Raw genomic sequence first — 19,346 nt, 5'->3', positions numbered from 1 at the left:
CCCCGGCCAGCGATGCGCGGCGCCCTACCCGGTCGTGACGGCCGGCCACACTGGCGCATCGCTGCCCGGCGGCATCGACGGCCGTGGCCATGCCGCAGGCGTTCGCGAGAGCTGCGCACTGTGGCGCAACGCCGCCAGCTCACCAAAGCCGGAAGCCGAGGTCTCGACGTACGGCTTGATATCGGGCCTCGCGATCGACAGCCCATTCGGCACGCGCCCCAGCCCGCGCAGCCACTGCCCCGTCTGCGCCAGCGACACCTGCACATGCCAGCTGCCGCCTTCCCGCTGCTGGCGCCAGAGCGCCGCAGCGGCGCCGAAGGCGATCAGGTAGCCGGTGGCCTCATCGAGGATCTGCATCGGCATCGGGCGCGGCTTGCCGTCGCCTGCAGCCTCGCCCTCGGCATGGTTGAAGCCCATCGCGGTCTGCACCAGCGAATCGAAGCCGCGCCGATCAGCCCACGGCCCCTGCGTGCCGTAGGCCGTGAGCGAGACGCAGACGATGCCCGGCCGCTCGCGCGCCAGCGCCTCGGGGCCGAAGCCCAGCGCCGCGATGCCGCCGGGACGGTAGCCCTGCACGAAGACGTGTGCGTCGGCGACGAGGCCGTGCAGCACGGCGCGGCCTTCGTCGGTGCGCAGGTCCACGTGCGTCGAGAGCTTGCCACGGCTGGTGTCGGCGATGGCTTCGATGTTCGGCAGTTGCGGCGAATTGACCAGCATCACGTCGGCGCCATAGGCCGCGAGCGCGCGGCCGCCGACCGGTCCCGCGAGGATACGCGTGAGGTCGAGCACACGCAGGCCTTCGAGCGGGCGCTGGTCGCCCCGCAGCGGCGGCAGCGCGCGCGGCGGTGCGTCGCCGATGCGCTCGATGGTGAAGAGCGGTTGCGCCGCCACCGCCTGCCCGTGGGGCGAGGCCTCCCATTCGTCGAAGCGGCGCAGCGCGGTCGCCACCAGGCCTTGCGCGGCGGCGGCCGTTTCGAAATCGACCGCGCGCCAGCCGGCCATCGCGGCCTCGGCGTCGGCGCGGGTGGCGGTGGCCGGGTCCAGCTGCATCAGGCGCAGCGCGCCTTCGCGGTGGTGCTTGAAGTTCGCGTGGATGCGCACCCAGCCGTCGGCGCAGCGGTACATGCCCGAGAAGGCGTCCCACAGCTCGGGCACGCGGCCATCGAGGCTGAACCAGCCGGTGCAGTCGAGTGCCGCATGCTGCATGTCGACGCCGACCTGCTGCCGCGCCGTGCCGCGCCGGTGCCCCAGTTCGCAGGCCGCGAGCGCGGCCGCCGCGATGGTGCTCTGCGCCGCTGTGCCGACCGCGAAGGACGACGGCAGCACTGGGTCGGCACCCGTCAATCGCGCAAACACCAAGGCTTCGGCGGGCAAGCCCGCCTGCTGCCAGATGTCGCCCAGAACTTCGCTTGCATTCATTCCGTCTCTCCAGGAAAAAAAGCAGGGCCCGCTTGCGCGGCCCTGCCCTTCGTCGTCGTTGCGTTCGCAGCCTTGTTACTGGATCAGCTTCGCGCCCGTCTTGGCCTGCAGCGTATCGAAGCTCACGCCCGGCGCCAGCTCGACGACCTTCAGGCCTTCGGGCACGACGTCCATCACGGCCAGGTCGGTGATGATGCGGTCGACCACGGCCACGCCGGTCAGCGGCAGCGTGCACTGTTCGAGGATCTTCAGGTCCTCGGTGCCGTCCTTCTTCTTGGCCACGTGCTCCATCAGCACGATCACGCGCTTCACGCCGGCCACGAGGTCCATCGCGCCGCCCATGCCCTTGACCATCTTGCCGGGGATCATCCAGTTGGCGAGGTCGCCCTTCACGCTCACCTGCATGGCACCGAGGATCGACAGGTTGATCTTGCCGCCGCGGATCATCGCGAAGCTGTCATGGCTGCCGAAGATGGCCGAGCCGGGCAGCGTGGTGACGGTCTGCTTGCCAGCGTTGATCAGGTCGGCGTCGACGTTGTCCTCGGTCGGGAACGGGCCGATGCCGAGCATGCCGTTCTCGCTCTGCAGCCACACTTCCTTGGTGCCGGTGTGGTTGGCCACCAGCGTCGGAATGCCGATGCCGAGGTTGACGTAGAAGCCGTCTTCGAGTTCTTGCGCGGCGCGGGCCGCCATCTGGTCTTGGGTCCAGGGCATCTCAGGCTCCTTCTTTCTTGTTGACGACCTTGGCTGGCACTTCGCTGCCGGCGGCGGCCTGGGCGATGGCGGTCTGGGCCTCGATCTTGGCGGCGACGGCATCGACCGAGGCGCTCACGGTGCGCTTCTCGATACGCTTCTCGGGGTTGGCGTTGAGCACGATGCGGTGCACGTAGATGCCCGGCAGGTGGATGTCGTCGGGAGCCAGCTCGCCCACCTCGACGATCTTCTCGACCTCGACGATGCAGATCTTGCCGGCCATGGCGGCGGCCGGGTTGAAGTTGCGCGCCGTGAGGCGAAAGCGCAGGTTGCCCGACTTGTCGGCCACGTGGGCCTTCACGAGTGCCACGTCGGGCACCAGCGAGCGTTCCATCACGTAGGTTTCGCCGTCGAACTCGCGCAGCTCCTTGCCCTCGGCCACCTGCGTGCCCACGCCGGTCTTGGTGAAGAAGGCCGGGATGCCCGCGCCGCCCGCGCGCAGCTTCTCGGCCAGCGTGCCCTGGGGCGTGAATTCGAGGGCCAGTTCGCCCGCGAGGTACTGGCGCTCGAACTCCTTGTTCTCGCCGACGTAGGACGCGATCATTTTCTTGATCTGGCGCGTCTCCAGCAGCTTGCCGAGGCCGAAGCCGTCGACGCCCGCGTTGTTCGACACGACGGTGAGGTTCTGCACGCCGGAGTCCTTCAGCGCGTCGATCAGCGCTTCGGGAATGCCGCACAGGCCGAAGCCGCCGACCGCGAGCATCTGCCCGTCGGCCACGACCCCCTTGAGTGCCGCGTCCGCGGTGGGATAAATCTTGTTCACTCGGGCTCCTTGATGGGTGAATGGAGAGAGGTGGGAAAGCCCTGAACGATACTACCTACTCGCATACGTAGTATTTCGTAATGGTGACCCCCGATGCCCGAGATCGATTACCGGCTGGCCTTTGAACACGCGCCCGTCGGCATGGTGGTGTCGAGCAACCGCACCATCGTGGCCTGCAACGTTCGCGTGTGCGAGATTTTTGGCGCAACGCCCTCCGCATTGGTCGGGCATTCGTTCAGCATCCTGTACCCGAGCGTGGCCGAGTTCGAGCGCATCGGCAAGCGCATGGAGCCCTTCCTGAACGCCAGCGGGCACTACGCGGACAACCGCATGATGAGGCGGCTGGGCGGGTTGCATGGCGCGATCGCCGGCGAGACCTTCTGGTGCCACGTCACGGGCCACGCGCTGAACCGAGCCGCGCCGCACGAGGCCGGCATCTGGACCTTCGAGGACCTGGGCTCGCGCCGCGCCGTGAAAGCCGAGCTCACGCCGCGCGAGCGCGAGGTGGCGGCGCAGGTGATGCGCGGGCTGACCTCGAAGGAGATCGGCAAGGCGCTGGGCATCAGCCACCGCACGGTGGAGCTGCACCGGGCGCGGCTGATGCGCAAGTACGCAGCCGCGACCACTGCCGAGCTGGTGCAGAAGCTGATCGCGGGCTAGGTTTGCCGGCCGTCCGCGTCAATCGGGCTTGATGTCCGCCGACTTGATCACCTTCGACCACGTCGCCAGCTCCTGATCGACGAATTTCGCGAGCGTCGGTGGGTCCATGTAGGTTGCGAAGGCGCCCTGCTCGTCCACCTTCTTGCGGAAGGCTTCGCTCTCCACGATCTTTCGGAGTTCCGCGCTGAGCCTGTTGACGACTTCCGGCGGCGTCTTCGCCGGCGCGAACACCGCGAACCAGGACTCCACCTCGTAGCCCGGCAGCCCCGCCTCGGCCGAGGTCGGCACGTCGGGCATCGACGGATGCCGCTTGCTGCCCGTGTACGCCAGCGGCTTGATGCGCCCGCCTGCGAAATGGCCGATGACCGAGGGCGGCGTGGTGATGAACATGTCGACGTTGCCCGAGATCAGGTCGTTGATCGCCGGTCCCGAGCCCTTGTAGGGCACGTGCGTCATCGCCTGCTTCGCCTGCCGCGACAGCAGCTCGCCCGCGATGTGCTGGATCGAGCCGTTGCCCGAGGAGGCGTAGAAGAGACCGCCTTCCTTCTTCTTCCCGTACTCGATGAGTTCCTTCATCGACTTCACCGGCAGCTTTCCACTCACCGCAACGACGTGCGGCGCGCGCATCACCATCGCCACCGGCACGAAGTCCTTGGTAGGGCTCCACCGGATGTTCGGGTAGAGCGAGGGATTGCCGACGTGGTAGCCCGAGTACTGCATCAGCAGCGTGTAGCCGTCGGGCGCGGCGCGCGCCACGAACTCGGTGCCGATGTTGCCGCTGGCGCCGGGCTTGTTGTCGACCACCACGGGCTGGCCCAGTGCGCGCTGCAGCGGATCGCCGACCAGTCGCGCCATGATGTCAGTGGAGCCGGCCGGCGCGGTCGGCACGATCATGGTGATCGGTTTCGAGGGCCAGGTTTCGCTGGCTGAAGCTGTCAGAGCGCCCAGCGCAAGGCCGACCGCGAGAAGGCGGTGGATGGGTTTCATGGTTTGTCTCCGGTGGTTTTGTATTCGCTTGCCTGCTGTCTTCGGAAGGCGCCTCAGGGCGACAGCTCCGAGATTTCGATCAGGTTCATGTCCGGGTCGCGCACATAGACCGAGCGGATGCGCGAGGTGGCGCCAGTGCGCATCACCGGCCCTTCGAGGATCGGCACGTCCTTCTCGCCGAGCCGCGCGATGACTTCGTCGAGCGGCACGCTGGCGATGAAACACAGGTCCAGCGAGCCGGGCGTCGGCAACTGCGCCTTGGGCTCGAACTCGTGGCCCTTCACATGCAGGTTGATCTTCTGGTTGCCGAAGCGGAAGACCTTGCGCCCGGCGCCGAAGCTCTCCAGCGCCATGCCCATCACATCGACGTAGAAGCTGATGCAGGCTTCCTCGTGCGCGGTGGTCAGCACGAGGTGGTCCAGGTGGTCGATCATGGTTGAAGCTCCTTGCTTGCGTGCTCGCGTTCCCGGGCGCGGGTCACGATGTCGTTGAAATCGGGCGGCGGCGCATGCCGCGTCAACCGGTGGCCGGCGCGCGAGACCTGGGCCGGCAGTTCGTGCTGCACCAGCGCTTCCAGCTCCGCCGCGGCGGCGACCAGGCCCGCCAGGTCCATGCCCGTGTCGTAGCCCATGCACTGCAGCATGTGGACCACGTCCTCTGTCGCCACGTTGCCGGTCGCGCCCGGCGCGTAGGGGCAGCCGCCGATGCCGCCGAGCGACATGTCCAGCCGGCGGATGCCGGCCTCCACGGCAGCCACCGTGTTCACGAGGCCCATGCCGCGTGTGTTGTGGAAATGGGCCGTCCACTCCAGCGCCGCCCGGCTCGCAGTCACGGCTTCGCAGAGTTCACGCACCTGCGTCGGATAGGCCATGCCGGTCGTGTCGCACAGCGTGATGCCCTGCACCTCCAGCGCGGCGAAGCGGTCGATCCAGCCCTGCACCGTCGCCAGCGGCACCTCGCCCTCCATCGGGCAGCCGAACACGCACGACAGCGACACGTTCACCGGCACCTGGGCTTTCTTCGCCAGCGCGATGACCCCGGCCAGTTGCGCGAACGACTGCTCCCGCGTCATGCGCAGGTTGGCGAGGTTGTGCGTCTCGCTCACCGACATGACGATGTTGAACTCGTCGATGCGGCTGTCCAGCGCGCGCTCGGCGCCTCGCACATTGGGCACCAGTGCGGTGTAGACCACGTCGGGACGGCGAACGATGCGCTGCATCACCTCCTCGCCGTCGCGCAGCGCCGGAATCGCCTTCGCCGAAGTGAAGGACGTGACTTCGATCTTGGCGTAGCCCAACCCGCTCAGTCGGTCGATCAGCGCGATCTTGTCGTCGGTGGGAATGAAGCGGCTCTCCATCTGGAAGCCGTCGCGTGTGGCGACCTCGTTGATGAACAGCCGCGTGCCGTTGCCCGTCTTCATGCCGCCACTCCTTTCACGCGGCGCGCGGGCCAGCCAGCACCACGGAGATCGCCGTCATGCTCGCCCAGCCGCGGCGCGGGGTGCGCGATGCGCCCCGGCGTGGCGCTGAGCTTGGGCACCACGCCAGGCACCTTCAGCGTCGAGCCGTCGGAGGTCGGTGCCTCCACGATCATTTCGCGCGCCTGGTACTGCGGGTCGCTCGCGATGTCGGCCACCGTGTAGATGCGCCCGACCGGCACGCCCGCCGCATCGAGCGCGGCCAGCACATCGTCGCGGCTGCGCTTCAGCGTCCATGCCTCGATGGCGGCATCGATCTCTTCCACGCGCAGCACGCGGCCATCGTTGTGCACGAGCCCGGGGTCGTTCTCCAGATCCTCGCGGCCGATGGCGCGCATCAGCCGGCGGAAGATGCTGTCGCCGTTGCCGGCCACCAGCACGTAGTGCCCGTCCTCGCAGCGGTAGGCATTGGTCGGCGCGATGCCGGGCAGCGCACTGCCGGCGCGCTCGCGCACGGCGCCGAAGGCGTAGTACTCGGGCAGCAGGCTTTCCATCACGTTGAACACCGACTCGTAGAGCGCCACGTCTATGAACTGGCCCTCCCCGCCGTGGGCCGTGCGGTGATGCAGCGCCGTCAGCACGCCGATCACGCCATGCAACGCCGCCAGCGTGTCGCCCAGCGACACTCCCACGCGCACCGGCACCCGGCCCGGCTCGCCGCTCAGGTAGCGCAGCCCACCCATCGATTCGCCGAGCACGCCGAAGCCGGGCTTGTCGCGGTAGGGCCCGGTCTGCCCGTAGCCCGAGATGCGCAGCATGATCAGCCGAGGGTTCAGCGCATGCAGCCGCTCCCACCCCAGGCCCCAGCCTTCGAGCGTGCCGGGCTTGAAGTTCTCGATCAGCACGTCGGCTTCGAGCGCCAATGCACGCACGGCTTCCTGCCCTTCGGCGCTGCGCAGGTCCAGGCACACCGAGCGCTTGTTGCGCGACTGGACCTCCCACCACGCCGAGGTGCCGTCGCGCAGCAGCCGCCATTTGCGCAGCGGATCGCCGACGCCGGCCGGCTCGACCTTGATCACGTCGGCGCCGAACTCCGCCAGCGTCTTGCCGGCGAAGGGGCCGGCGATGAGCTGGCCGAGCTCCAGCACCTTCAGGCCTTCGAGTGCATTCATGTTCGCGTCTGTCTCCAGGTTGGGTTGCAACTACTTTAGGAACAGATCGCATCCAGCGGAATTGCCATGACGGCAGCACCCCTTCGCAAAACGCGAAGGGGCACCCGCCCTCTCCTAGAATCCGCCCATGCCCGACCCCATCAACCCCGCGCGCGTCGACTTCGTGACGCTGCGCCTGTTCTGCGCAGTGGCTCAGTCAGGCAGCATCACCAAGGGCGCGGAGGCATGCCACCTCGCGCTCTCGGCCGCTAGCCGGCGGCTCTCGGACTTCGAAGCGGCGACGGGATCGAAGCTGCTGGAGCGCAGCTCCCAGGGCATCGCGCTCACGCCCGCCGGTCATGTGGCAATGCAGCATGCGATGCGGCTCTTCCAGGGCTTCGAGCAGTTCAGCAACGAGATCAACGACTATTCGAGTGGCGTGCGCGGCCATGTGCGGTTGTGGGCCAACATGTCGGCGCTGACCGAGTTCCTGCCCACCACGCTCGCGACCTTTCTCGCGCAGCACCCCGACATCCGCGTCGAGGTCGAGGAGCAGCTGAGCGGCGACATCGTGCGCGCACTCGTCGACGGGCTTGCCGACGTCGGCGTGTTCGCAGAGAACACGCCCGCCTACGGTCTCGACGTGCAGACCTTCCAGACCGACGAACTCGTGGTGCTGTGCGCGAAGCAGCATCCACTGGCGCGAAGCCGCGTGAAGCAGACCGACTTCAAGAGCTGCCTCGCGCATGAATTCGTGGGGCTGAACCGCAGCAGCTCGCTGCTCGAACTCACCTCGCGCGCCGCCGAGCAGGCCGGCATCCCGATGCGCCTGCGCGTGCAGGTGCGCAGCTTCGACGCGATGTGCCACATGATCGCAGCCAACCTCGGCATCGGCGTGGTGCCGCTGGCGGCGTGCAAGGCGCAGGTGGCGGCGCTGGACCTGAAGGTGGTTCGGCTCAAGGACGCGTGGGCCACGCGGCGGCTGCTGATGGCGACGAAGACGAGTGCCGTCCTCTCGCCTGCTGCGCAGCTGCTGGCCGAACACCTCCTGCGCCAGGCCGGGCCATGAGGCGCGACGCCCTTGTCCGCTTCACTTTGCCTCTTCGGCCTCCAGCACCGCCCACTCCTCTTGCGTGAACAGCCGCGAGCGCGTCAGGAACCGCACGCCCTCCGGCCCTTCCAGCGAGAACATGCCGCCGCGCCCCGGCACCACGTCGATGATCAGCTGCGTGTGCTGCCAGTACTCGAACTGCGGCCCGCTGATATAGAACGGCATGCCGCCGATGTACCCCAGCAGCCGGTCGTAGTCGCCCACGATGAACTCGCCCTGGGCATAGCACATGGGCGCGCTGCCGTCGCAGCAGCCGCCCGACTGATGAAACATCAGCGGGCCGTGCTTTGCGGCGAGCCTGTCGATCAGCGCGAGCGCGGGATCGGTCGCGGTGACGCGCAGGACTTCGCCGGTGGTGCCCATCAGAAGAAGCCCAGCTTGTTCTCGCTGTAGCTCACCAGCAGGTTCTTGGTCTGCTGGTAGTGATCGAGCATCATCTTGTGGTTCTCGCGGCCGATGCCCGACTGCTTGTAGCCACCGAAGGCCGCGTGCGCCGGGTAGTGGTGGTAGCAGTTGGTCCACACGCGGCCGGCCTGGATGCCGCGGCCCATGCGGAAGGCGCGGTTCATGTCGCGGCTCCACACGCCTGCGCCCAGGCCGTAGAGCGTGTCGTTGGCGATGGAAAGCGCCTCTTCCTCGTCCTTGAAAGTGGTGACCGACACCACCGGGCCGAAGATCTCCTCCTGGAAGATGCGCATCTTGTTGTGGCCCCGGAACACGGTCGGCTTCACGTAGTAGCCGTCGGCCAGGTCGCCCTCGAACCGCTGGCGCTCGCCTCCGATCAGCACCTTCGCCCCCTCCTGCCTGCCGATGTCGAGGTACGACAGGATCTTCTCGAGCTGCTCGCCGGAGGCCTGCGCGCCGATCATGGTGGCCATGTCGAGCGGGCTGCCCTGCTTGATGGCTGCCACTCGCTTCAGCGCACGCTCCATGAAGCGGTCGTAGATCGACTCCTGGATGAGCGCGCGCGACGGGCAGGTGCAGACCTCGCCCTGGTTCAGCGCGAACATCGCGAAGCCCTCGAGCGCCTTGTCGAAGAAGCTGTCGTCCTTGTCCATCACGTCGGCGAAGAAGATGTTGGGCGACTTGCCGCCCAGCTCCAGCGTGACCGGAATCAGGTTCTGGCTCGCGTACTGCGAGATCAGCCGGCCGGTGGTGGTTTCGCCGGTGAAGGCGATCTTGCCGATGCGGTTGCTCGACGCCAGCGGCTTGCCCGCCTCCACGCCGAAGCCGTTGACCACGTTCAGCACGCCCGGCGGCAGCAGGTCGCCGATGACCTCCAGCAGCACCAGGATCGACACCGGCGTCTGCTCGGCCGGCTTCAGCACCACGCAGTTGCCGGCAGCCAGCGCGGGCGCCAGCTTCCACACGGCCATCAGGATCGGGAAATTCCACGGAATGATCTGGCCGACCACGCCGATGGGCTCATGGAAGTGATAGGCGAAGGTTTCGTGGTCGATCTCGCTGATGCCGCCTTCCTGCGAGCGCACGCACGAGGCGAAATAGCGGAAGTGGTCGATGGCCAGCGGCAGGTCGGCCGCGGTGGTTTCGCGCAGGGGCTTGCCGTTGTCCCAGGTCTCGGCGGCCGCGAGGACGGCTAGGTTCTCCTGCATGCGATCAGCAATCCTGTTGAGGATGTTGGCGCGCTCGGTGGTCGAGGTGCGGCCCCAGGCGTCCTTGGCCTTGTGCGCGGCGTCGAGCGCACGTTCGATGTCGGCCGCGGTGGAGCGCGGCACTTCGCAGAAGACCTTGCCGGTGACGGGCGTGATGTTCTCGAAATACTGGTTGTCCGCCGGCGCAACCCATTCGCCGCCGATGTAGTTGCCGTAGCGCTTCTTGAACGGTACCGCGGTGCCGAATTTGCCCGGTTCGAGCATGTCCATGACTTTCTCCATTTGCTGCTGGTGGCGCCGCGACATGCGGCGGCCTGCTTGAGCAATCGCAAGCCGCGTACCCGGCCGGATCGGTACATTCCCTGGGCACTTCCTCCTGGGCATCGCATGCCGCAGGGGGTTTTCATTCGCAATATGCGACATGTCCGCGCGAACATGGCGACTAGGATGTCGCACAAGGCGAAAACCTCTCGGAGACACGCATGAGCGAAGCGCAGTTGCCGTCGATCAAAGTGGCGCAGGCCCGCGAACTGTTCTTTGGACAGGGCCGCGATCCCGCGCCGTGGATCGCCCCGCACATCTCGCGCTCCTGGCAGCGCTGCCGGCCGGTCGGTCACCAGGCCACGGACCCCGAGCCGATGGCGCTGGCCCTGCTGCGCGAACGGCGCGAGCAGGCCATGCGGCTGCTGAACTGCGCGCAACCCGAGCTCGACGCCCTGGCCGAGCATGCGGTCGGCAACGGCTGCGTGGTGATCCTGTCGGACGCCAGCGGCCTGATCCTCGAGGAGGTCGGCAGCGCCGACTTCCTGCCCAAGGCCGAGCGCATCGCGCTGCAGCCCGGCGTGGAATGGTCGGAGCACAACCGGGGCACCAACGCCATCGGCACGGCGCTGGCGGAGCGCGAGGCGCTGATGGTGCTGGGCGCCGAACACTACCTGGCGCAGAACGGCACGCTCGGATGCGCGGCGGCGCCCATCTTCACCGGACGCGGCGAACTGGCGGGCGCGCTCGACATCTCGGGCGAGACGGTGCGCGTGAACACGCATGCGCTCGGCCTGGTGCGCATGGCGGCGCAGCAGGTCGAGCACCGCATGATGCTGGCCGAGGCCAACGGCCACGTGCTGCGCTTCCATGCGCGCCCGGCGCTGATCGGCACCGCGCGCGAAGGGCTGATGGTGATCGAGGGCGGGCGCATCGTCGCGGCCAACCGGGTGGCGCTCGAACTGTTCGGGCGCTCGTGGGACGGCCTGCTCGAGCTGGACGCCGAGGCCTTTCTCGGCGCGAACTGGCCGCGCATGGAACACAGGCGCAGCCTGCTGACGCTGCCGGGCGGCCGGCAGATCGCGACGGTGATGGAGCGTTCGCATGCGGCCGGCGGTTCGCGCACGCCCACGCGGCGCGCGGTGGCCGAGCCCGAAACCGACGATGTGCAGCCTCTGCTGCACAAGGCCGTGCGGGTGCTGAACGAAGGCGTCTCCGTGCTGGTCAACGGCGAGACCGGCAGCGGCAAGGAAGTTTTCTCGCGCCGGCTGCACGCCGCGAGTCGCCGCAGCGCGGGCCCCTTCGTGGCGGTGGACTGCGCCTCGCTGCCCGAGACGCTGATCGAGTCCGAACTGTTCGGCTACGAGGAAGGCGCCTTCACCGGCGCGAAGCGCAAGGGCATGGGGGGCCGCATCCGCGAAGCGCATGGCGGGGTGCTGTTCCTCGACGAGATCGCGGAGATCCCGCTGGCCCTGCAGACGCGCCTGCTGCGCGTGCTCGAGGAGCGCGTGGTCACGCCGCTGGGCGGCGGCCAGGGCGTGGCGGTGGACTTCGACCTGGTCTGCGCCACGCACGGCCACCTGCCGGCGCTGGTGGAAGCCGGACGCTTTCGCGCCGACCTGATGTACCGCGTGGCGGGGTTCACCGTCGCCCTGCCTCCCTTGAGCCGGCGCAACGACCGGCACGCTCTGATCGCGCGGCTGTTTCTCGAAGCGGGCGGCGCGGCCAAGCACTTGCAGTTGGGAAACGATGCACTCGAAGTGCTGGCCGCCTACCGCTGGCCGGGCAACGTGCGCGAGCTGCGCAGCACGCTGCGCGCCATCGTGGCACTGGCCGATACGGGCGACTCGGTGACGGCGAGCGCATTGCCCGCGCACCTGCTGGGCGCGCAGCCTACCGTCTTGCCCGACGACCCGCTCGAGTGCGCCCCTGCACACGCCGAGCCGCTGCAGGCCATCACACGCCACGCCATCGACGAGGCGTTGAAGGCCTGCGAGCACGACGTGGCGAAGGCCGCGCGCCGCCTCGGCGTTCACCGCAGCACCATCTACCGCCATCTCGCACGCCAGCGCGGCAAGCCTGCCGGGCACTGACAGGGCGGCCGGCGAAGCCTGCCCGCACAACCAAAGACTGACTTGCCCCGCGATCCCGCAGCGGCCAGACTTTGCGCATGGCCTCGCCCTCGCATTCATGACCACCAGAAAAAAAGCGCAGCGCCTCTCGGCCGTCCCTTCCACCTTGCGGATTCCCCTCGCTGCGCGGGCCTCGGGCGACGCCATCTTTCCGCAGATGGCCGTGCGGGACGCCTACGCCGCCGGCATCCTGGAGCAGATCCGCGACGACGGCAGCGCGCTGCCGGAAGACCGGGCGACCATCTACGGCATCCTCTCGCGCACGCGGCGCTTCCGCAGCCTGGCCCAGGACTTCCTCAAGGAGCACCCCGGAGCACGCGTGGTGAACATGGGCTGCGGCCTGAGCCATTACTTCCAGTGGCTGGACGACGGCAAGTCCCGCATGACCGACGCCGACCTGCCCGAAGTGCTCGAACTGCGCCGCGAGCTGATCCCCGAAGCCAACGAACGCCACGACCTGCGCGAACTCGACCTGACCGCGCCCGGCTGGTGGGAGCGACTGGGCCTGCCGCGCAGGCGCAATGCGCGGCCGGTGTTCCTGTTCACCGAAGGCGTGCTGATGTACCTGAAGCCCGAGCAGGTGCAGGCGGTGCTCGCCACCTTCGGCGAACGCGCGCCTGCGGGCTCGATGCTGGTCTTCGACGCCCTGTGCTGGCTCGCGGTGGGCCACGCGAAGCAGCACCCTTCGGTGCGCGCGACCGGCGCGGAATTCCACTGGGGTATCCATCGGCCGGCCGAACTGACGCAACCCCATCCGCGCCTGCGGCTGGCCGCCACCTACGGCGTGCTGGAAGGTATCGGCCTGCCCTACACGCTGTTCGCGCCGATGGTGATGCTGTTCCTGGGCGTACCGCTGTATGCGCTCTACGCGTTGAAGGCGGAGAACGAGGCCGATACATAAACGCACAATTTCGTGAATTGCCGGCTTTGTCCGGCCCGGCTTGCGCTGGATGGCTGACGCGGTTCGATCCCGCGCCGGGCGAAGCTTGCCGGCGTTCCCATTCGCGGAAAATGCGCTGTCGTTCCGCCGCTTTCCCTTCTTCCCCCAAAGATTCGCAACCCTCAAGAACCACATGCTTGATCGCCGATCCTTCCTTGCCGCCGGCGGAGCCGCTGCCGCACTCGCCGCCCTCGGACTGCCCGAAGAGGCACTGGCCGCCAACGGACTGCAACTGAGCCAGCCCGCGCCCTTCTCCTTCGACGCGCTGGTCGCGCAAGCGAAGTCGCTCGCCGCAAGGCCCTATGCGGCCGCGGCGCCGCTGGCGCCCGAGGTGCTCGATCGCATCGACTACGACGCGCACGGCAAGATCAAGTTCGACCCCGCCAACGCCCTGTTCCGCGACGGGCCCGGCGCATTCCCGGTCACCTTCTTCCACCTCGGCCGCTTCTTCCAGGCGCCGGTGCGCATGCACGTGCTCGAGAACACCGACGGCGATGCGTTCGCCCGCGAGGTGCTCTACAGCCCCACCTACTTCTCGATGCCACCCGACAGCCCCGCGCGCGCGCTGCCGCCGGGCGCGGGCTTCGCGGGCTTTCGCCTGCAGGAGAGCCGGCTGGGCGACCAGGCCAAGCTCGACTGGCAAAAGAACGACTGGGTCGCGTTCCTCGGCGCCTCGTACTTCCGCGCCATCGGCGAGCTCTACCAGTACGGGCTGTCGGCGCGCGGCATTGCGCTCGACGTGGCGGTGCCCGACAAGCCCGAGGAATTCCCGAGCTTCACGCGCTTCTACTTCGAGACGCCGGCCGCGAACAACACCACCTCGATGACGGTCTACGCGCTGCTCGAAGGGCCGAGCGTGACGGGCGTGTTCAAGTTCGTCATGCAGCGCACCAAGGCCGTGATCATGGACATCGACGCGCGCATGTTCCTGCGCCGCGACGTGTCGCGCCTGGGCCTGGTGCCGCTCACGTCGATGTACTGGTACTCGGAAACCATCAAGCCCACGGCCATCGACTGGCGCCCCGAGGTGCACGACTCCGACGGCCTCGCGATCTGGAACGGCGCGGGCGAGCGCATCTGGCGCCCGCTCAACAACCCGACACAGACGCGCGCATCCGCGTTCGCGGACACCAAGCCGCGCGGCTTCGGCCTGCTGCAGCGCGACCGCGCGTTCGACCATTACCAGGACGGCGTGGGCTACGAGAAGCGCCCGAGCCTGTGGATCGAGCCACTGGGCGATTGGGGCGAAGGCTCGGTGCAGCTCATCGAGATTCCGACCGACGACGAGATCCACGACAACGTCGTCGCCTTCTGGGTGCCGAAGGCCGATGCCAAGGCGGGCGCGAGCTACAGCCTGCAGTACCGGCTGCACTGGACCGACCAGGAGCCGTTTCCGTCGCCGCTCGCGCGCTGCGTGGCAACGCGCATCGGCCGCGGCGGCCAGCCGGGCCAGCCGCGACCGCAGGGCGTGCGCAAGTTCATGGTCGAGTTCGTCGGCCAGCCATTGACCACCGTGCCCTTCGGCGTGAAGCCCGAGGTGGTGCTGACGGCGGCGCGCGGCAAGTTCTCGTACATCTTCGCCGAGGCCGTGCCGAATGGCGTGCCGGGGCACTGGCGCGCACAGTTCGACTTCACGCCTGAAGGCAACGAGCCGGTCGACATGCGGCTCTACCTGAAGACGGGGGACAAGACGCTTACGGAGACCTGGCTGTATCAGTACCAGCCGGGCGTCTGACTGCGGGCGGGGCCTCTGTTTTAAGTGCTGTCGTTCGGGGCGCGTGCGCAGGCCACCGGGTACTCCCCTCCGCGAATGTCCCCCGGGCTTCGCCCTCCTCCTTTATTTCGCTGCGGGGAGCACCCGATGCCCTGCGCACAGGGCACTCTGCGGGTGTACCACCGATCAACGAGTGCTCTGAGCGATCACGCCCTGAAGAGAATCAGCGCTTGGTAACCGACACCAGTTCCACTTCGAAGTTGAGCGTGGCGTTCGGCGGAATCACGCCGCCCGCGCCGCGCGAACCGTAGGCAATCGACGGCGGGCAGGTCAGCTTGGCCTTGCCACCCGGCTTCATCTTCTGCACGCCTTCGGTCCAGCACGGGATCACGCCGTTGAGCGGGAACTCGGTGGGCTCACCGCGCTTGTAAGAGCTGTCGAACTCCTTGCCGGTATCGGGGAAGGTGCCGCGGTAGTGCACCTTGACCGTGTCGGTCGCGGCAGGCGAGGCACCGGTGCCTTCCTTGAGCGACTGGTAGACGAGGCCGCTGGGCGTGGTCACCGGCGCGGATTGCGCAAAGGCGGCGGGAGCGGCGAGAACGGACACGAGTGCGGCGCAGAGAAGAGACTTCACGAAAGACCTCGGAGGTTGAAAGTCGTCGATTATGGCCAGCGGCCGGCCAGGCCTGTAAGGGGATATTCGGGACCGATGCGCGCGTTGGAACAGCCCTTGCTTTGCGGAATGCGCACTGTCAACATCCACGAAGAGAGGAAGCCGCATGAACTCCACCGCAGCCACCAGCACGGGCACGACGCCCGCCCATTCAGGCACCGGTCACCTGAAGAAAGTGCTCGGTCCCGTCCAGCTCTGGGGCATCGCGGTGGGCCTCGTCATCTCGGGTGAGTACTTTGGTTGGAGCTACGGCTGGAACACGGCCGGCACGCTCGGTTTTCTCGTTGCCACGGTGCTGGTGGCCACGATGTACACCACCTTCATCTTCAGCTTCACCGAGCTCTCCACCGCTATTCCGCATGCGGGCGGGCCCTTCGCCTATGCACGGCGCGCCTTCGGTCCCAACGGTGGCTTCGTCGCGGGCTTTGCCACGCTGATCGAATTCGTCTTCGCGCCGCCGGCCATCGCACTGGCCATCGGTGCGTATCTCAACGTGCAGTTCCCGGGCATCAACCCGAAGTGGTTCGCGCTGGGCGCGTACGTGATCTTCATCGGGCTCAACTGGGTCGGCGTTGGCATCGCGGCGGCGTTCGAGCTGTTCGTCACCATCCTGGCCATCGTCGAGCTGCTGGTGTTCATGGGCGTGGTCACGCCGGGCTGGACCATGGCCAACTTCGTGGCCAACGGCTGGGCGGGCGGCAGCGTGCTCAACGGCGCGGCCATCTCGGGCATCTTCGCCTCCATTCCGTTCGCGATCTGGTTCTTCCTCGCCATCGAGGGCGCGGCCATGGCGGCCGAGGAGGCGCGCGATCCGCACCGCACCATTCCCATCGCGTACACCACGGGCATCGTCACGCTGGTGGTGCTGGCCTTCGGCGTGATGATCTTCGCGGGCGGCGTGGGCGACTGGCGCAAGCTCGCCAACATCAACGATCCGCTGCCACAGGCCATGAAGGCTGTGGTCGGCGACAACAGCGGCTGGCTGCACATGCTGGTGTGGATCGGGCTGTTCGGGCTGATTGCCTCGTTCCACGGAATCATCATGGGCTACTCGCGCCAGATCTTCGCGCTGGCGCGCGCGGGCTACCTGCCGCGCTACTTCGCCGGTCTGAGCCCGCGCTTCGACACGCCGCACCGCGCGCTGCTGGCCGGCGGCGTGATCGGCGTGGTCGCGATCTTCAGCGACGAGTGGGTGCAGTTCGGCGGCCAGACGCTCACCGCCAACATCGTGACCATGGCCGTGCTCGGCGCCATCGTGATGTACCTGATCTCGATGGCAGCGCTGTTCAAGCTGCGCCGCACCGAGCCCAACCTGCTGCGCACCTACCGCGCGCCCTTCTACCCCGTGTTCCCGGCCATTGCGCTCGGGCTCGGCGTTGTGTGCCTGGGCGCCATGGTGTGGTTCAACGGCATGCTCACGCTGCTGTTCATCGTGCTGATGGCAGCGGCGTACGGCTACTTCCTGCTGACCTCGGCGCAGCGCAAAGCGGCCGCGCCCGACGAGATGCTGTCTTCCTCGAAGACCGCCGCCTGACAGATGCTGTACCGCACCACCATCGACAGCCATGTCTTCGCCTTCGACGACTTGCGGCAGGTCATGGCCTTCGCGAGCCCGGCGCGTTCGGGCGACTACCTCGCGGGCATCGGCGCGGCCACCGCGCAGCAGCGCATGGCCGCGCGCCACGTGCTGGCCGAGACGCCGCTCAAGCAGTTCCTAACCGAAGCGCTGATTCCGTACGAGAGCGACAACATCACGCGCCTCATCATCGACGGCCACGATGCGCAGGCGTTCGCGCCGGTCGCGCATCTCACGGTCGGCGACTTCCGCAACTGGCTGCTGTCCGAAGCGGCCACCACAGCCACGCTCACCGCGCTGGCGCCGGGCCTCACGCCCGAGATGGTCGCAGCCGTGTCCAAGCTCATGCGCAACCAGGACCTCGTGTCGGTCGCGAAGAAGTGCAGCGTGGTCACGCGCTTTCGCGACACCATCGGGCTGCCCGGCCACTTGGCTGTGCGGCTGCAGCCCAACCATCCGACCGACGACCTTCGCGGCGTGGCGGCCTCCACGCTCGACGGGCTGCTCTACGGTGCGGGCGATGCGGTGATCGGCCTCAACCCCGCTTCCGACAGCATGCCCGTGCTGGGCCAGTTGCTTCGCATGCTCGACGAGGTGATCCAGCGTTTCGAGATTCCCACGCAGAGCTGCGTGCTCACGCACGTGACCAACACGCTCAAGCTCGCCGAGGCCGGCGCGCCGGTGGACCTGGTGTTCCAGTCGATCGCGGGCACCGAGAAGGCCAACCTATCGTTCGGCGTGACGCCCGAGCTGCTCGACGAGGCCTATGCCGCGGCGTTGTCGCTCAAGCGCGGCACCATCGGCGACAACGTCATGTACTTCGAGACTGGCCAAGGCAGCGCGCTCTCGGCCAATGCCAACTTCGGTGTCGACCAGCAGACCTGCGAGGCGCGCGCCTACGCGCTGGCGCGGCGCTACAAACCCTTCCTCATCAACACGGTGGTCGGCTTCATCGGGCCGGAGTACCTGTACGACGGCAAGCAGATCATCCGCGCCGGGCTGGAAGACCACTTCTGCGGCAAGCTGCTGGGCCTGCCCATCGGCTGCGACATCTGCTACACCAACCACGCCGAGGCCGACCAGGACGACATGGACACGCTGCTCGTGCTGCTGGGCACGGCGGGCATCAACTTCATCATGGGCATTCCGGGCGCGGACGACGTGATGCTCAACTACCAGAGCACCTCCTTCCACGACGCGCTCTTCCTGCGCGAAACACTGGGCCTGAAGCGCGCGCCCGAATTCGAGGCCTGGCTGCAGCGCATGCAGATCACCAACGCGGCCGGGCAACTGGCGCCGCCTGCTGCCAACCGGCTGCTGGCCGACATGAGCGGGCTGTCCGCGCTTGCGTCATGAGCGATTCACCAGTCACACCCAACCCCTGGGCGCAATGGCGCTCGGCCACGCCCGCGCGGCTGGCGCTGGGCCGCGTCGGCGCCGGCATGCCGACCGATGAGACGCTGCGCTTCGGCTGGGCGCATGCGATGGCACGCGATGCCATCCATGCCGCGCTCGACGTCGACGCGCTCGAAGCCACCTTGCGCTCGCAGCACTGGGAGGTGGCGCGCGCACGCAGCCGTGCAGCGGATCGCACCGAATACCTGCGCCGCCCCGACCTCGGCCGGCAACTCGACGAGGACGACGCCACGCGCCTGCTCGGCGACCAGCGTTACGGCTGCGACGCCTGCATCGTGATCGGCGACGGGCTCTCTTCGCTCGCCGTCGCCCGCCATGCGGCTCCGCTGCTGGCCGCATTGCGCTCGCAGCTGCCGGCCGACACCAGCTTCGCCCCGGTGGTCATTGCCACGCAGGCGCGCGTGGCGCTGGCCGACGAGGTGGGCGAGCTGTTCGGCGCGGCGCTCTCCGTTATGCTGATCGGCGAGCGCCCCGGCCTGAGCTCGCCCGACAGCCTCGGCATCTACCTCACGCATTCGCCCAAGCGCGGCCGGCACGACGCCGAGCGCAACTGCATCTCCAACGTGCGGCCCGAAGGCCTGTCCTATGAAACCGCCGCGTTCAAGCTGGCATGGCTGATGCGCGAATCCCTGCGCCGCGGGCTGACCGGCGTCGGGCTGAAGGACGAGAGCGATCTCGCAGTGCTGAAGCAACCCGGTGCGGTGAGGCCGGGGCTGCCTGGATAGACGGCCTTCCCATATCTAAAAATACGCAATAAAAT

18 protein-coding genes are annotated in these 19,346 nt (G+C 67.9%); 8 read left to right on the top strand and 10 right to left on the bottom strand.

Features of this window, described 5'->3' with window-relative positions; translation table 11 throughout:
• Nucleotides 1-24: 24 nt before the first annotated feature.
• From ASD05_RS11145 to ASD05_RS11135, 3 genes are all read right to left on the bottom strand, one after another.
• Entirely contained in the window at nucleotides 25-1,419 is a 1,395-nt protein-coding gene (locus ASD05_RS11145) for a CoA transferase (protein WP_056591807.1), read from the bottom strand.
• A 75-nt stretch (nucleotides 1,420-1,494) separates the two neighbouring features.
• The gene (locus tag ASD05_RS11140; RefSeq protein ID WP_007834518.1) at nucleotides 1,495-2,133 is read right to left on the bottom strand and encodes a 3-oxoacid CoA-transferase subunit B; all 639 of its coding nucleotides are present in this window, start codon (nucleotides 2,131-2,133) and stop codon (nucleotides 1,495-1,497) included.
• Nucleotide 2,134: 1 nt separating this feature from the next.
• Complete coding sequence (locus tag ASD05_RS11135) at nucleotides 2,135-2,935, bottom strand: CoA transferase subunit A (protein ID WP_056591803.1); 801 nt, start codon at nucleotides 2,933-2,935, stop codon at nucleotides 2,135-2,137.
• Between the two features lie 93 nt (nucleotides 2,936-3,028).
• Between ASD05_RS11135 and ASD05_RS11130 the strand changes: the two genes are divergently transcribed.
• Entirely contained in the window at nucleotides 3,029-3,595 is a 567-nt protein-coding gene (locus ASD05_RS11130; protein WP_056522422.1) for a LuxR C-terminal-related transcriptional regulator, read from the top strand.
• A gap of 18 nt (nucleotides 3,596-3,613) precedes the next feature.
• Here the strand turns inward: ASD05_RS11130 and ASD05_RS11125 are convergent, their stop codons facing one another.
• From ASD05_RS11125 to ASD05_RS11110, 4 genes are read right to left on the bottom strand one after another with little or no spacing between them, the layout of a single operon-like run.
• Entirely contained in the window at nucleotides 3,614-4,582 is a 969-nt protein-coding gene (locus ASD05_RS11125) for a Bug family tripartite tricarboxylate transporter substrate binding protein (protein WP_056591800.1), read from the bottom strand.
• Between the two features lie 53 nt (nucleotides 4,583-4,635).
• Nucleotides 4,636-5,016 carry a VOC family protein gene (locus tag ASD05_RS11120; protein WP_056591797.1) on the bottom strand — a complete coding sequence of 127 codons (381 nt, stop codon included), beginning with the start codon at nucleotides 5,014-5,016 and terminating at the stop codon, nucleotides 4,636-4,638.
• Entirely contained in the window at nucleotides 5,013-6,002 is a 990-nt protein-coding gene (locus ASD05_RS11115) for a hydroxymethylglutaryl-CoA lyase (protein WP_056591793.1), read from the bottom strand. The genes ASD05_RS11120 and ASD05_RS11115 overlap by 4 nt, the downstream gene beginning before the upstream one ends.
• Nucleotides 5,999-7,171: a CaiB/BaiF CoA transferase family protein gene (locus ASD05_RS11110; protein WP_056594260.1), complete on the bottom strand. Its 1,173-nt coding sequence runs from the start codon at nucleotides 7,169-7,171 to the stop codon at nucleotides 5,999-6,001. Before ASD05_RS11110 ends, ASD05_RS11115 begins: the two co-directional genes overlap by 4 nt.
• 127 nt (nucleotides 7,172-7,298) lie before the next feature.
• Here ASD05_RS11110 and ASD05_RS11105 point away from each other — a divergent pair, with 127 nt between their 5' ends.
• Nucleotides 7,299-8,219: a LysR substrate-binding domain-containing protein gene (locus ASD05_RS11105; RefSeq protein WP_056591791.1), complete on the top strand. Its 921-nt coding sequence runs from the start codon at nucleotides 7,299-7,301 to the stop codon at nucleotides 8,217-8,219.
• 21 nt (nucleotides 8,220-8,240) lie between these two features.
• On the opposite strand, the gene ASD05_RS11100 is transcribed toward ASD05_RS11105, so the two are convergent.
• Complete coding sequence (locus tag ASD05_RS11100) at nucleotides 8,241-8,624, bottom strand: DUF779 domain-containing protein (RefSeq protein ID WP_056591788.1); 384 nt, start codon at nucleotides 8,622-8,624, stop codon at nucleotides 8,241-8,243.
• Nucleotides 8,624-10,144 (bottom strand): aldehyde dehydrogenase, encoded by a 1,521-nt coding sequence (gene adh / locus ASD05_RS11095; RefSeq protein ID WP_056594259.1) that lies wholly within the window; start codon nucleotides 10,142-10,144, stop codon nucleotides 8,624-8,626. The genes ASD05_RS11100 and adh overlap by 1 nt, the downstream gene beginning before the upstream one ends.
• Before the next feature lie 212 nt (nucleotides 10,145-10,356).
• Here adh and ASD05_RS11090 point away from each other — a divergent pair, with 212 nt between their 5' ends.
• The 3 genes from ASD05_RS11090 (at nucleotide 10,357) to ASD05_RS11080 (ending at nucleotide 14,942) form a co-directional block, all read left to right on the top strand.
• The gene (locus tag ASD05_RS11090; protein WP_056591785.1) at nucleotides 10,357-12,228 is read left to right on the top strand and encodes a sigma-54-dependent Fis family transcriptional regulator; all 1,872 of its coding nucleotides are present in this window, start codon (nucleotides 10,357-10,359) and stop codon (nucleotides 12,226-12,228) included.
• A gap of 97 nt (nucleotides 12,229-12,325) precedes the next feature.
• Nucleotides 12,326-13,168: a class I SAM-dependent methyltransferase gene (locus tag ASD05_RS11085; RefSeq protein ID WP_056591782.1), complete on the top strand. Its 843-nt coding sequence runs from the start codon at nucleotides 12,326-12,328 to the stop codon at nucleotides 13,166-13,168.
• Between the two features lie 172 nt (nucleotides 13,169-13,340).
• A complete protein-coding gene (locus ASD05_RS11080) occupies nucleotides 13,341-14,942 on the top strand; it encodes a glucan biosynthesis protein (RefSeq protein ID WP_056591779.1) in 1,602 nt (533 codons plus the stop codon).
• 202 nt (nucleotides 14,943-15,144) lie between these two features.
• Here ASD05_RS11080 and ASD05_RS11075 read toward each other — a convergent pair whose 3' ends face one another.
• Entirely contained in the window at nucleotides 15,145-15,555 is a 411-nt protein-coding gene (locus ASD05_RS11075) for an FKBP-type peptidyl-prolyl cis-trans isomerase (protein ID WP_007834494.1), read from the bottom strand.
• Nucleotides 15,556-15,700: 145 nt separating this feature from the next.
• On the opposite strand from ASD05_RS11075, the gene eat reads away from it, so the two are divergent.
• The 3 genes from eat to eutC are packed head-to-tail and all read left to right on the top strand — an operon-like array spanning nucleotide 15,701 to nucleotide 19,311.
• Nucleotides 15,701-17,128 carry an ethanolamine permease gene (gene eat, locus ASD05_RS11070; RefSeq protein WP_056591776.1) on the top strand — a complete coding sequence of 476 codons (1,428 nt, stop codon included), beginning with the start codon at nucleotides 15,701-15,703 and terminating at the stop codon, nucleotides 17,126-17,128.
• A gap of 3 nt (nucleotides 17,129-17,131) precedes the next feature.
• Nucleotides 17,132-18,526 carry an ethanolamine ammonia-lyase subunit EutB gene (locus tag ASD05_RS11065; protein ID WP_056591773.1) on the top strand — a complete coding sequence of 465 codons (1,395 nt, stop codon included), beginning with the start codon at nucleotides 17,132-17,134 and terminating at the stop codon, nucleotides 18,524-18,526.
• Entirely contained in the window at nucleotides 18,523-19,311 is a 789-nt protein-coding gene (eutC, locus tag ASD05_RS11060) for an ethanolamine ammonia-lyase subunit EutC (protein WP_056591768.1), read from the top strand. The genes ASD05_RS11065 and eutC overlap by 4 nt, the downstream gene beginning before the upstream one ends.
• The last annotated feature ends 35 nt before the right edge of the window (nucleotides 19,312-19,346 follow it).

The sequence above is a fragment of the Variovorax sp. Root434 genome (assembly GCF_001426595.1).
Classification (GTDB): domain Bacteria; phylum Pseudomonadota; class Gammaproteobacteria; order Burkholderiales; family Burkholderiaceae_C; genus Variovorax.
The sequence above is the reverse complement of the archived record's forward strand: the minus strand, read 5'-3'. Positions and strand labels throughout refer to the sequence as shown.